This window comes from Clostridia bacterium (assembly GCA_019683875.1).
GTDB lineage: Bacteria > Bacillota > Sulfobacillia > RBS10-35 > Bu92 > Bu92.
This window is the reverse complement of the sequence record JADGHN010000052.1, coordinates 1-12345: the sequence shown is the minus strand read 5'-3', so window position 1 is coordinate 12345 and position 12345 is coordinate 1. Positions and strand designations below refer to the sequence as shown.

At 73.7% G+C, this 12345-nt stretch carries 14 protein-coding genes; 3 read left to right on the top strand and 11 right to left on the bottom strand.

Annotated features, from left to right (window positions below):
• Positions 1-210: sensor histidine kinase (locus IRZ18_05635; protein MBX5476587.1), on the top strand; the 210-nt coding region annotated here is incomplete at its 5' end.
• Positions 207-854, top strand: coding sequence for a response regulator transcription factor (locus IRZ18_05630; protein MBX5476586.1), 648 nt, complete (start codon positions 207-209; stop codon positions 852-854). The genes IRZ18_05635 and IRZ18_05630, both read left to right, overlap by 4 nt.
• A 16-nt stretch (positions 855-870) precedes the next feature.
• Here the strand turns inward: IRZ18_05630 and IRZ18_05625 are convergent, their stop codons facing one another.
• The 3 genes from IRZ18_05625 to IRZ18_05615 form a co-directional block, all read right to left on the bottom strand.
• The gene (locus IRZ18_05625) at positions 871-1080 is read right to left on the bottom strand and encodes a heavy-metal-associated domain-containing protein (GenBank protein MBX5476585.1); all 210 of its coding nucleotides are present in this window, start codon (positions 1078-1080) and stop codon (positions 871-873) included.
• Between the two features lie 19 nt (positions 1081-1099).
• Complete coding sequence (locus IRZ18_05620; GenBank protein MBX5476584.1) at positions 1100-1465, bottom strand: metal-sensitive transcriptional regulator; 366 nt, start codon at positions 1463-1465, stop codon at positions 1100-1102.
• A gap of 84 nt (positions 1466-1549) precedes the next feature.
• On the bottom strand, positions 1550-3856 hold the full coding sequence (locus tag IRZ18_05615) for a copper-translocating P-type ATPase (GenBank protein ID MBX5476583.1): 2307 nt from the start codon (positions 3854-3856) through the stop codon (positions 1550-1552).
• A 128-nt stretch (positions 3857-3984) separates the two neighbouring features.
• On the opposite strand from IRZ18_05615, the gene IRZ18_05610 reads away from it, so the two are divergent.
• Entirely contained in the window at positions 3985-4380 is a 396-nt protein-coding gene (locus tag IRZ18_05610; protein ID MBX5476582.1) for a DUF2267 domain-containing protein, read from the top strand.
• Between the two features lie 13 nt (positions 4381-4393).
• Here IRZ18_05610 and IRZ18_05605 read toward each other — a convergent pair whose 3' ends face one another.
• The 8 genes from IRZ18_05605 to IRZ18_05570 form a co-directional block, all read right to left on the bottom strand.
• Positions 4394-5653 carry a TlpA family protein disulfide reductase gene (locus IRZ18_05605; protein ID MBX5476581.1) on the bottom strand — a complete coding sequence of 420 codons (1260 nt, stop codon included), beginning with the start codon at positions 5651-5653 and terminating at the stop codon, positions 4394-4396.
• 30 nt (positions 5654-5683) lie between these two features.
• On the bottom strand, positions 5684-6376 hold the full coding sequence (locus tag IRZ18_05600) for a sulfite exporter TauE/SafE family protein (GenBank protein MBX5476580.1): 693 nt from the start codon (positions 6374-6376) through the stop codon (positions 5684-5686).
• 45 nt (positions 6377-6421) lie between these two features.
• A complete protein-coding gene (locus IRZ18_05595) occupies positions 6422-7372 on the bottom strand; it encodes an ABC transporter permease subunit (GenBank protein ID MBX5476579.1) in 951 nt (316 codons plus the stop codon).
• Positions 7372-8211: an ABC transporter permease subunit gene (locus IRZ18_05590; GenBank protein MBX5476578.1), complete on the bottom strand. Its 840-nt coding sequence runs from the start codon at positions 8209-8211 to the stop codon at positions 7372-7374. Before IRZ18_05590 ends, IRZ18_05595 begins: the two co-directional genes overlap by 1 nt.
• 30 nt (positions 8212-8241) lie before the next feature.
• Positions 8242-9081 carry a glucose-6-phosphate isomerase gene (locus IRZ18_05585; GenBank protein ID MBX5476577.1) on the bottom strand — a complete coding sequence of 280 codons (840 nt, stop codon included), beginning with the start codon at positions 9079-9081 and terminating at the stop codon, positions 8242-8244.
• A gap of 102 nt (positions 9082-9183) precedes the next feature.
• Positions 9184-10575: a redoxin domain-containing protein gene (locus IRZ18_05580; protein MBX5476576.1), complete on the bottom strand. Its 1392-nt coding sequence runs from the start codon at positions 10573-10575 to the stop codon at positions 9184-9186.
• Positions 10572-12053 (bottom strand): protoporphyrinogen oxidase, encoded by a 1482-nt coding sequence (hemG, locus tag IRZ18_05575; GenBank protein MBX5476575.1) that lies wholly within the window; start codon positions 12051-12053, stop codon positions 10572-10574. The genes IRZ18_05580 and hemG overlap by 4 nt, the downstream gene beginning before the upstream one ends.
• The coding region (locus tag IRZ18_05570) for a ferrochelatase (protein ID MBX5476574.1) at positions 12046-12345 on the bottom strand (300 nt) is incomplete at its 5' end. The genes hemG and IRZ18_05570, both read right to left, overlap by 8 nt.

Genomic DNA, 12345 nt, shown 5'->3' with positions numbered 1-12345 from the left:
GCCGCCCGCCATGTGCGCGTGCGGCTGGCTGCGACGCCGGAGCGCCTGCTGCTCTCGGTGCGCGACGACGGCGCTGGGGCTGACCGCTTCGTGCCCGGCATGGGGTTGGGCGAGATGACCGCGCGCGTGCAGGCCGTGGGCGGGAGCATCCGCTTCCGCACGGCCCCGGGTGCAGGCTTCGAGGTCGAGATCGGGGTGAGACGGCGTTGATCCGCGTGCTGCTGGCCGACGACCAAGCCCTGGTCCGCGACGGCTTGCGGCTGCTGCTCGAACTTCAGGGAGGGTTCGAGGTCGAGGCCGTCGCCGGCGGCGAGGAGGCCGTCGCCGCCGTCTGCCGGAACCGGTTCGACGTGGCGCTCCTCGACGTGCGCATGCCGGGTATGGACGGCATCGCGTGCGTGAGGGCGATCCGGCAGGTCGAGCCCGGCTTGCCGGTCTTGATGCTCACCACCTACGACGACGACCGCTTGGTCCGCGAATGCCTCGCCGCGGGCGCAGCCGCCTACCTGCTCAAGGACGTGGCGCCCGAGGACCTGGCGAACGCCATCCGCCTCGTGGTGGCCGGCGGAACCCTGATCCCCGGCGACCTGGCACGGGGCCTGCTCTCTCCCGGCGCGCCGGCGTCTTCCCATCAGGGTGGCGACGAGCCCCGGCCCGAGCCGCTCACGCCGCGCCAGCGCGAGGTGCTGGAACTTTTGGCCCAGGGGCTGTCGAACCGGGAGATCGCCGAGCGCCTCTTCCTCTCAGAGGGCACCGTCAAGAACGTCGTCAGCGAGATCTACGCCCGGCTTCAGGTGCGTGACCGCGTGCAGGCCGTGCTCCGCGCGCGGGGCATGCTGGGCCTGCCGGAGTGAAGGGGACGACGTCCCCTCAGACGGCCAGCTCGTACCCTGCCTCCTCCACGGCCGCTTTCAACGCGTCCTTCGTCGCCCTGGCCGGGTCGTACGTGACCTTCGCCTCGCCCGCCTGCAGGTCCACGTCCGCCGACTCGACACCAGGAACGGCTTCGAGCGCCTGCTTCACCGCCGACTGGCAATGGCTGCACGACATGCCGATCACCTTGAAGGTCTCCGTCGTCATCGCTTCACCTCCCTTCCGGTCAGCGGACGAAGCGTCGCACGGCGCCGAGGAGTTCCTCGATGGCCGCCTCGCCGTCGCCGCTGCGCAAGGCGTCCGCGACGCAGCCACGGGTGTGGTCGGCCAGCAGCGCGAGCCCGACCTCGTCGAGCGCGGCGCGGACGGCCGCCAGCTGGACGAGGATGTCCACGCAGTAGCGGTCCTCCTCGACCATGCGCTGGAGGCCGCGCACCTGCCCCTCGATGCGCCGCAGGCGCGTCAGGAGCGCGTCAGGATCCCGTCGGTACTTCGACGCGAGGCCATGGCCAGCCCCGTGCGCGTCCTGCGTCCGGGCGCCGTGCGCGTGGGTCGACGGCGGCTCGTCCTGCGTTTCGGATGGCGCGTGCATGCGGATCCCTCCTTGCGTGGCCGGATGTGGAAGCCGGCGACGCTGATGGTCTGGCGTCCCCGCGGCGTGCGGCGCTCCGTCGCCTCACGCCGCGCGGAACCGCCCGAGCGGGTCGAAGCGCCGGAGCAGCGTCGAGTTCGTCGTGACGGAGACGGAGCTCAGCGCCATGGCGGCTCCGGCCAGCACGGGGCTCAGCAGCCCGGCCGCCGCGATCGGGATGCCGAGCACGTTGTAGACGAGCGCCCAGAACAGGTTCTGGCGGATCTTCCGGAGCGTGGCGCGGCTTAACTCGATCGCCGCGACGACGCTGCGCAGGTCGCCGCGGACGAGCGTGACGTCGGCGGCCTCCATGGCGACGTCCGTGCCCGTTCCGATCGCGAAGCCGACATCCGCCGCGGCCAGCGCCGGCGCGTCGTTGATGCCGTCGCCGACCATCCCGACGACGCACCCCTCCGCGCGGAGGCGGCGGACGGCGTCCGCCTTGCCCGCCGGCAGAACCCCGGCGAGCACGCGCTCGGCCGGAATGCCGATCTCCCGCGCGACGGCCTCCGCCGCACGGCGGTTGTCGCCGGTGATCATCCACACCTGGACGCCCATCTCGCCGAGCGCCCGGACGGCCTCGGCCGCGTCCGGCTTGACGGCGTCCGCGACGGCGAGCGCGGCCGCCAGGCGGCCGTCCACCGCGGCCCACACGACGGTCTTCCCGTCGTCTTCCCAGCGACCTGCGCGATCCTCCAACGGCGACACGTCGACGCGCCGTTCCTCGAGCAGCCGGCGGCTGCCGACGAGCACGTCGCGCCCGCCCACCACGGCGCGCACCCCTCGCCCCGGCAGGGCTTCGAACCGTTCCGGCTCCGGCCCGGGCGCTCCGCGCGCCGCCGCGCCCTCGACGATCGCCTGCGCGAGCGGGTGCTCGGAACGGCGCTCGGCGGCCGCCACGAGCGCAAGCGCGGCGGATTCGCCCTCCGTCCAGGCGGCCGGCACGGCGACGTCCGTCAACCGCGGCCGTCCCTCGGTGACCGTGCCGGTCTTGTCGAGCACGACCGTGTCCAGCCGGCCCGCCACCTCAAGCGACTCGCCGCCTTTGAAAAGGATCCCCTTCTCCGCGCCGCGCCCGGTGGCGACCATCACCGCCGTGGGCGTCGCCAGGCCCAGCGCGCACGGGCAGGCGATGACGAGCACCGCCACCGCCGGAAGCAGCGCGGCGGCCACGTCGCGCTGGACGACGAACCACGCCGCGAACGTGATCACGGCCACGCCCAGCACGGCCGGCACGAACACGTTCGACGCGGCGTCGGCGAATCGCTGCGTCGGCGCCTTCGACGCCTGCGCCTCCTCGACCAGGCGGACGATCTGCGCCAGCATCGTGTCGCGGCCCACGCGAGCGGCCCGGACGCGCAGCGTCCCCGTGCCGTTCACCGTGCCGCCGATCACCTCGTCGCCCGCCTGCTTCGTCACGGGTACGCTTTCGCCCGTCATCATCGACTCGTCCACGGCGGACGCGCCGTCGATCACGACGCCGTCCACGGGCACGCGTTCCCCGGGGCGCACGACGACGACATCGCCCACCGCGACCTCGTCGACGGGCACGTCCCGTTCCGCGCCGTCCCGCTGCACGCGCGCGGTCTTCGGGCGCAGGCGCATGAGCTGGCGGATCGCCTCGGACGTGCGGCCCTTCGCCATGGCCTCCAGCCACTTGCCGAGGAGGACGAGCGTGATGAGGATGGCGCTCGTCTCGAAGTACAGACCCCGCAGGCCCGCCCGCGGACCGGCCAGGACCGCCGTGGCGCTGTACAGGTAGGCCGCGGAGGTCCCGAGTGCGACGAGCACGGACATGTTCGCGTTGCGGTTCCGCAGGTTGAAGTAGGCGTCCCGGTAGAACAGCCAGCCGGCGCCGAACTGGACCGGCGTGGCCAGGGCCAGTTGCAGCCACCCGTTCGAGAGCGCGTGGAGCCACGCGCCGTCGACGCCGGCGCTGTGGCCGATCATGGCGACGGCGAGCGGCAGCGACAGCGCCGCGGACGCGAGAAATCGGGCCCGCCACCGCTGGGTCTCCCGCCGGCGGGCGCCTTGATCCGCGTCGCCGCCGGCTTCCACGACCGGAGCGGCCTCGTACCCGATGGCACTGACGGCGCGCGCCATGTCCAGCGGCGACACCGCGCCGGGCAGGTACTCCACGCTCGCCGTGTTCGTCGCCAGGTTCACCGACGCGTCCACGACGCCCGGCAGGCGCTTCAGGGTGCGCTCGACGCGGTTCACGCACGCGGCGCACGTCATCCCCTCGATGGCGAGGCACGCCCGTGCCGTCGCGGCGCCGTCCGCGACGCCGGCCGCGACGCTGCCGGCCGCGTTCGCGCCGGTCCGGGCGGAGCCGGTGGCCGACTCGGACATCCACCGTCACTTCCCTTCATCGCCATTATACCCTCACAGGGTATCGCACGCACACGCTCACGCGGGGAATCGGGCCTCGCGCCGCTCGCCATACTAGTGCGCAGCGAGTCCGACCACGGAGGGAACCCATGAACCACGACAAGTTCATCGGCGAAGTGCAGCACAAGGCGCGCCTGGCCTCGCGCGGCGAGGCGGAGGCGGCCGTGCGGGCGACCCTGCAGACGCTGGGCGAACGGTTGACCGAAGGCGCCGCGCGGAATCTGGCCGCCCAGTTGCCGCGGGAGATCGGCGAGTACCTGGAGACGGCGGAGCACGGCGAGCGGTTCGGCGTCGACGAGTTCGTGGAACGCGTGAGCCTGCGCGAGGGCGCCGATCCCCCTCGGGCCGCCTATCACGCGCGCGCCGTGCTGGACGTGCTGCGCGGCGCCGTCTCCGAGGGACAGGTGGACAAGATCCTTGCGCAGCTGCCGGACGAGCTCGACCGCCTCGTCATGGCCGGACCGGACGGCGACCTGCGCCTGTGACGTCGTCGCACCGTTAGCGGCGGGGCGCCGCCGTCTGATCGAAATACGATTGGAACCCGGAAAGCGTCAGGGGGCCGCGGTGGATCGCGCGGATGACGCCCTGGGCGTCGACGAACACGGTGGTCGGGAAGTCGTGCACGCGGTACGCCCGTGCCACGCTGCCCGTCGTGTCAAGCAGGAAGGTCCACCGGTACCCGTGCTCCCCGGTGAATGACCGGACGACGGCCGGCGACTCGCGCACGTCGATGCCGAGAATGCGGCCCCGGCCGCCCAGCCACGCCTGGAACCGGGCGAGTTCCGGCATCTCGGCCCGGCAGGGCGGGCACCAGGACGCCCAGAAGTTCAGCACGACCGGCTGCCCGCGGAGATCACGAAGGCGAACCTCCCCGCCGTCCAGCGCCGGCAGCGAGAACTCCGGCGCGCGCAGGCCCACGTGCGGCCCGGTGGCGCCGGGCGAAGACGGCGGCGGGCCGAACGCCAGCAGCGCCGCGAAGAGGAGAAGCGCCACGCCGGCGGCCGCGACCGGCCGCTCGAACGGCGCCGCGTTCCGGGCGCCCCGGAGGCCGGCGGCCCAGGCGAACGCCCCGGCTGCGAGCGCGGCGTCGCCCCACTGCGTGAGGCTCAGGCGGGCGACGAGCGCATCCTGGGCATAGAAGCCGAGGACCAGGCGCAGCGCCGAAGCGAGGAACAGAAACGCGGCCACATCCTGTCCCGGTCCTTCATTCCGCCCGCGCGCCCGCTGCCTCCAGGCGAAGAACAGGCACAGCGCGGCGAAGCCCAGCGCGCCGTAGAGCGGCACCGGATGCGCGCGCACGCCGGGCGCCCACGGCAGTCCCCACGGCACCGCGGTGAACGTGCCGGCGACCGGCACGCCCAGCCAGCCGATCGAAATGGCGAGGCACAACGGCGGCACGAGCCGCGCCAGCCCGTCTCCGGGCGGCAGGCCGGCGCGCTTCAGCCACAGCGCCGCCGCGCCGAAGGCCGCAAGCAAACCTCCCACAAAGGAGAGGTCGGACGCTCCCAGGCCAAGCCAGGCGTGAAGCTCCAGCACGCCCCCCGGCCTGCCCGAGGCCAGCAGGTGCGCGAGGCGGCCGCCGGCCAGCGCGGCGACGATGCCGGCCAGCACGGCGTCCCATGCGGCGTCGACCCGATCGCCGTACGCCGCCCGCAGGGCGCGCGCCGCCCACGGCGCCGCGGCCAGGCTCCCGGCGAGCACGGCCAGCGCAAACCCGCTGACGCCGAAGGATCCCCACAGCGGGACGAAGTCCGGCAACGGCAGCGGAACCGTGAAGCGTCGCCCCTTTCAGAAGGCGTAGAACAGCCACCGCGAGACGGCCGAGAAGGAATCGGTGAAGATCAGCCAGCCCAGGAGAACCATGAGGAGGCCGCTCGCCCGCCGCACGGCCGGGAGCCAGGGGCCCAGCCGCCGCCAGAGCGGGTGCACGCGGTCGAGGAACACGGCGAGGAGAAGGAAGGGCACGGCCAAGCCTAGCGAGTACACGGCGAGGAGCGACACGCCCTTGGCCAGGTCGGCGACGGTGCTGGTGAGGACGAGGATCGAGGCCAGCACCGGCCCCACGCACGGCGTCCAGCCGAAACCAAAGGCGACCCCCATCGCCAGCGCACTCCACCAGGAGGGCGCGCCCGGCTTCACCTGCGGCCGCGCCTCCGCGCCGAGGAGCCACTCAGGAAGCAGACCGGCCATCGACAGCCCGAACGCGATGACGACAAGGCCGCCCACCTTGCGCAGGGGGTCCTGGTAATCCGACAGCAGCCGGCCGACGGAGCTCGCCGTCGCCCCCAGGGCCACGAACACGAGCGTGAAGCCCAGGATGAACGCCAGCGCCTGCAGGGTCACGTGGCGCCGGCAGCCGGCCACGGACGCGGCGTCGAGTCCCGTGAGGCAACCGACGTACGCAGGGTACAGCGGCCATACGCAGGGCGAGAAGAAGAACGCCAAGCCGCCCAGCAGCGCCGCCAGATACGTGAGTCCCATGGCTTTAAGGATGCCGGATGGCGCCGTTCATGTAAACGCGGCGCGTCAGGCCTGGCCGGCGCGCCGGTCCAGGTGGCGCTGCAGCCCCGCGCCGAGGGCCTGGAAGGACGCGATCGCGAACGTGAACGCGGCCGCCGGCGCCAGCGCCTGCCACGGGTAGAGGCGGATCCAGCGCGCCCCCTGGCCGAGCAGCCCGCCCCACTCGCCCGACTGGCTCGCCGCGAACGTCTGGTGCGTCAGGTCATCGAAGAACATCGCCGTGCCGCCGAAGAACACCCAGAAGATGCCCAGCTGGCCGATGGTCCACAGGGACCGCGCCACTTCGAGCGCGAAGAGCGAGCACGCGTACGGAAGGACATGCGGCCAGACGTGGCCGCGGAAGATGCCCCAGGACGTCGCCCCGGCGGCCACCGCGCCCTCGATGTACGGCTCCGCGAGCACCGCCCGGATGCGAGCCCCCAACGTGTGCGCCACGGTGAACACGTCGACGACCGCGATCCACGCCGCCATCGTGAGCCCCATGTGCCAGACGGACGGAACGGGGACACGCACCGGCACGCTGTTCGGCGTTCCGCCCCAGACCGAAGCCCGTACCGCGAAGAAGAGAAACACGACGCCCGGCACGCCGCTTGTGGCCAGCGCCGCCCAGCGCGCCCATCCTGCCCATCGCGCCCCCCGCGACACGACAGCGAGCGCAAGTCCGCACGCGACGCGGAGCAGCGCCGAGACGGCCGCCAGCGCCAGCGTCCAACGGGCTCCCTGAAGCAGCAGGCTGAAGATGTCGAAGCCCCACTTGTCGGTTCCGAGGAGGTGACGCCCGCTGGGCGGGAAGGGAGGCACCGCCATCCGGATCGCGCCGTGGGCCCGATCGACGTGGAGGAAGTCGCGCTCGCCGGGCCCATACGGCGCCACGTGCGGGCCCAGAACCGCGACGGCGAGCAGCACGAGCACCCCCACGACCCCCGCCCACAGCCAGGCGTTGCCGCGCCCGCGCATCAGGCCGCCACCGACCCTCGATCCGGCTCCCGCCGGCCTCGCGCGAGCCAGGACCTCACCTCGCCGGCGACCAGGTCGATCCACAGCACCGTCGCCCCGAAGCACAGCGCGGTCTCGGCCAGGGCCACGGCCGGGGCCCGCAGCTGCATCGGGTTGCCGTGCTGGGCGAAGGGCCACGCCGCTAGGCCAACGTAGCCGTACAGGTACTCGACGATCGCCAGGTTGGACACGGTGGCCGCCGCGACGCGCGGCACGGCCGATACGAGCGTGGCGGCGCACGCCGCCAGCCCATGGCCCAGCACCGTCCGCCATTCCGGCACGCCCTTCGCCCGCGCCGTCCGGATGTACGGCTGCGCCAGCGTCTCGGAGAGCAGCGTGTACGTCAGCCGGCCGAAGGCGGCCATCGGAAAGAGCGAAAGCGTCAGGGACGGCAGCACCCACGCGTACGGCCGGCCCACTCCGCCGATGGGCAGGAACGCCGTGCCGCCGTGTTGCACCCACCAGACGAACAGCCACTGGATCAGCACGACGGCGAAGAAGTCCGGCACCGCCTGCGCCGCGAACAGGCTGACTTCGCCCAAGGCGTTCAACCAGCGGCGGCCGGGCCACGCCGTGACGGCGCCCCAGAGGACGCCGAGGATCATGCCGCCGAAAAAGCCCGGCAGGAATACCTGCAGGCTCCGTAGGAAGAGCGGCCAGCCGCGGCTCCACGTGGCGGCATCCGCCCAGGCCTCGCGAACGCCCGGTGAGCCCACGAAGGGGTCGAGAAGCGCCGGAATCTGGGACCACAGCAACGCGACGCACAGCGCGAAGAACGCAGGAATCAGGCGACGAAGCAATGCAGCATCCTCCGACGGTGGTGTGTGGAGTCACGCGAGCACGGTCAGCGTCTGCCCCGCTTGCCAGGCGGCCCGCACGCGCGCGAACAGCGGAGCCGCCCGCTCCGGGAACGTGAGAAAGGCAAAGCGGTCGGGAAACTCCGGAAGCGCGCGGTACACCGGCAGGGATGACGCGATGTCGAGGCCAGGCACGTCGCCTGCTCGCACGTGGCGGACCGCGGGCGGCGCGTACCTGGGATTCGACGCGAGCGTCCATCCCCCGCGGCCGTCGTCCAGGACGTAGACGGCCGCGCCGCGGGTGCGGCGGATGGGCTCGTAGAGCGACGCGAAGCCGTCGGCCACCCAGTTGCACATCACAAGCCAGCTTGAGCCGATGTTGACCGTCACGTGGCCGAAGCCGGGCGGGATCACGACGACGTCGCCCGGGCCGGCCTCGACGAGCACGACTTCCCGCCCCGCGGCGGCGTCCTCCCCGTCCCGGCTCTCCTGCATGAGGTACACGGCCTGTCCATGGATGACCTGATACAGCTCCGGGTACGTGACGGCCTCGCCCGGCTTCAACGGATGGTCGTGCCCGGCCGTCTTGATCCGCTCCCGCCCCGCCGTGCCCGGACGCAGGACGGTCAGGTCGTAGCGCACGCCCCAGGCGGCCGCCTGTCGCCGGACGTCGGCCGTTCCGACATCCCGGTACATGACGTACCACTCGTCCGGGCCCTCCGCGGCCGGGTCGGCGAGCACCGGCCGCATCTCCTCCAGCCGCCGGGTGGACACGGAGCCCACCTGCACGTCCGGCGTGAACTCGAGGCGACCGGTGTCCAGGTCGAGCGTCAACGGGAAGCCGGCTGCAGCATGAAGAGATACGCGGGTCACGCTCTTCCTCCGCTCCAGGGTTCGGCTGGCGCCGTTTCCAAGAACATGCAGTTCGGGGAGCGCAGGAAGAGTCCTGCCGGGCGACGCGCCGTCCGACCCGCGTCAGCGCCCCGAAACGAGGCGCCGCCAGCCACCCCCGGCATCGACCGTTTGGAGCGGCGCACCCGGACCGCCTGTTCCCTCCAAAGTCCGCACGTACACGTCCCCGTTCGGCGCCAGCGCCCAGACGCCGCCCTCCCCGGCCGCGACGGCGACGAGGCGGCGGGCCGGCGCGCCCTCGACGGGCCGCGCCGTCCGGGCGAAGTCGGACGTCTCCCACACGCCGCCGGCCGTCGCCAGGTACACGGCGCCCGTCGCGGCGTCGTACGCGAGATCCGTGGCCTGGAGGGGTTCGCGCTGGCGCAGCGCGTCCATCGGGGAACTCAGGGCGTTCAGGTCGATCTTTTCTTCCGACAGCCCGGTCGGGCGCCACGTGCGACCGGCGTCGTCGCTGCGGTACACGCCCTTTGCCGTGGCGGCCAGCCCGCAGCCGTCCGGCGCGAAGGCGATCGCCCACGGCGGGCTGGGCAGCGCATCGTTCGGGGCGATGCGCTGCCAGGCGCCGGCGTCGGCGGCGCGATCCAGCGCCGCCACCTGGAGGCCGCCGGGCGTCCACGCGGCCAGGGAGCCCGTATCGGTCCACAGGGCCGCCGCCGCCACGTCCGCCCCCAGTCCGGACGCCACCGGCTTGTCGCCCGGCGGCCAGACCCAAAGGCGGCCGGACGCCAACAGGGCGACCGGCGCGCCGTCCGGTCCGGCGACGAGGCGCTCCACCGGGCCGCTCACGCCTTCCACCGGCGTCCATGTGCGCCCGCCGTTGTCGCTCTCGTACAGCCCCCGCGTCGTGCCGATCCAGAGACGCTGGCCGGAACGGGCCAGCGCCAGCGCGCGGTCGCCGGAAGCCGCGGAGACCGGCGGGACGCCTTCTGCGTCGATGTCGCGGCCCGTCGCCCGGCGGTAGAGCGCCTGCATATCCTCGAACGTGAGCCCGCCGACGACGTGCGCTCGCGCCACCCCGTTCGCGTCGATCAGCCACGTCTCCGGCACGCCGGTCAGCCCGTAGGCGCGGGCGATCGAGCCGTCCGCGTCACGAAGGACGGGATACGTGAGCCCGAATCGGGCCACGAACGGGCGCACGGCCGACCACGGCTCCCGCCAGTCCACCCCCAGCACGGGGACGCGGTCTTCGTAGCGCCGCGCGAACGTTTCCAGCGCGGGCGCCTCCACGGCGCAGACGTCGCACCAGCTGGCGAAGAAGTTCAGGAGCACGGGGCGGCCGCGAAACGCGGCCAGATCGACAGTTCCGCCGGCCAGCGCCGGCAGCGTCCACGCCGGCGCCGCACGGCCGACGGCCGCGCGCCGCTCCTGGGACTGCCCGTAGGCGAAGACGGCGAACGCGGTGGCAAGCAGGACGGCGGCCGTCGCCCACCGCAGCCAGCGCGGCGCGCGGGTCACGAGCGCACCACCGCCCGCCCGCGCACGTGCGCCGCCACGCGTTCCGCGGCCGCCTGCCCCTGCGCCAGCACGTCCGGAAGGCCGAGGCCGCGGTACGCCGCGCCGGCCAGCGCGAGCCCGGGCCGCCCCGCCAGCGCCGCCTCCGCCGCGCTCACGCGGTCCAGGTGGCCGACGTCGTACTGCGGCAGCGCCCGCGGCCAGCGGAAGACGGCCTGCCACCGGGGCTTCGCCGCAATGCCCATGAGGTCGCCGAGGTCGCGCCGGACGGCCTCGACCAGCGCATCGTCGTCCAGGGCAAGGGCGTCCTCGTCGTCGCGCCGGCCGACGAAGACGCGCAGGAGCGCCGTGCCCGGCGGCGCCGTGTGCGGCCACTTGCTGGACAGCCACGTGCAGGCGCTGATCGTGCGCCCCTCGCCGCGCGGGACGAGGAAGCCGGTACCGTCCAGATCCCCGGGCACGTCCGAGCGCTCGAACGCGAGCGCCACGGCGGCGGTGGACACGTACGGAATCCCGTCGAGTGCGGCCGCCGCGTCCGGCGCCACGCCTTCCAGGAGCCTTGCCGACACCAACGCCGGCGTGGCGAGGACGACGGCGTCCGCGACCTCCGCGGATCCGTCGGCGAGCTCGACCCGGTAGGTGCCTCCTGGGCTCTCCCGCAGCCGCGCCACCGCCGCATCCGTGAACAGCCGCACGCCCGACGCCGACAGGGCCGCCGCGGCCGCCTCGACGACCTGGAACAGCCCGTCCTTCAGCGTGAGGAACGGGCTGGATGGCACCGCGTGCGCGGGGCCCGCCCCGGCGTCGCGCGCCTGGGCCCCGCCCGCCCGGCGCGCGGCGCGCGCCGCCCGCCGGGCCGCGGCGATCCAGCTGCCCTCGGCATGCCAGCGCAGCAGATCGGGTTGCACCGCGCGCGCGCTCAGGCGATCCAACGCGGCGGCGTGGATCCCCGCCAGGAGAGGCTCCGCCAGGTACGCCGCCCACGCGTCGCCGAAGTGCAGGCGCACGAGTTCCCCGAGCGACGCCTCCTCCAGCGGCGGCCCCGACCGGCGGGGCAGCGCGCGGTCGAGGAGCACGCGCCGCCGTTCCCCGTCGCGAAAGAGCGTGCTGCGGAAGAGCCCGGCGTAGCTCGCCGGCACGATGCCGCGCAGGCCCGCGGGCAGCCGGTGAAGCGCGCCGTCCCGCACCACGTACGCGTGGCGTCGCGGCCCCATGCCGCGAAGGTCCCCGGCGAGGCCCAGCGCCTCCACCCATGCGCGCATCGCCGGCTTGGCGGCGAGGAACGAATCCGGCCCGGCTTCGACGACAAGCCCCCGCTCCCGGCGCGTGAAGACCTTGCCGCCGAGCCGCGCCGCCGCTTCCAGCACGGTGATGCGGATCGGCGCACGTGTTTCCTCCGCGATGCGCGCCAGTCGCCAGGCGGCGCCAAGCCCTGCGAGGCCGCCGCCGACGACCGCGACATGCGGCGCGCCGTCAGGCATGGGCATCCCCGCGCGCCCGGCGCTCCAAGACGTTCGCGAGCGCCTCGATGAACGCCGGATCGTCGTTCAACGAGGCGGTACGTGCGAACGCCACGCCCAGTTCCCGGGCGAGTTGCGCGCACTCGACGTCGATGTCGTACAACACCTCGAGGTGGTCGGCGACGAAGCCGGCCGGGCAGACGACGATCGCCCGCGCGCCGCGCGCCGCCTCGTCCCGCATCTGCTCCAGCACGTCGGGTCCCAGCCACGGGACGGCGCGGCGGCCGGCGCTCTGGTAGGCCGTCGACCACCG

Coding starts and splice junctions, on each gene's coding strand:
- IRZ18_05625 (MBX5476585.1), bottom strand. CDS start 1,080: ATGACGACGGAGACCTTCAAGGTGATCGGCATGTCGTGCAGCCATTGC.
- IRZ18_05620 (MBX5476584.1), bottom strand. CDS start 1,465: ATGCACGCGCCATCCGAAACGCAGGACGAGCCGCCGTCGACCCACGCG.
- IRZ18_05615 (MBX5476583.1), bottom strand. CDS start 3,856: ATGTCCGAGTCGGCCACCGGCTCCGCCCGGACCGGCGCGAACGCGGCC.
- IRZ18_05610 (MBX5476582.1), top strand. CDS start 3,985: ATGAACCACGACAAGTTCATCGGCGAAGTGCAGCACAAGGCGCGCCTG.
- IRZ18_05600 (MBX5476580.1), bottom strand. CDS start 6,376: ATGGGACTCACGTATCTGGCGGCGCTGCTGGGCGGCTTGGCGTTCTTC.
- IRZ18_05595 (MBX5476579.1), bottom strand. CDS start 7,372: ATGCGCGGGCGCGGCAACGCCTGGCTGTGGGCGGGGGTCGTGGGGGTG.
- hemG (MBX5476575.1), bottom strand. CDS start 12,053: ATGCCTGACGGCGCGCCGCATGTCGCGGTCGTCGGCGGCGGCCTCGCA.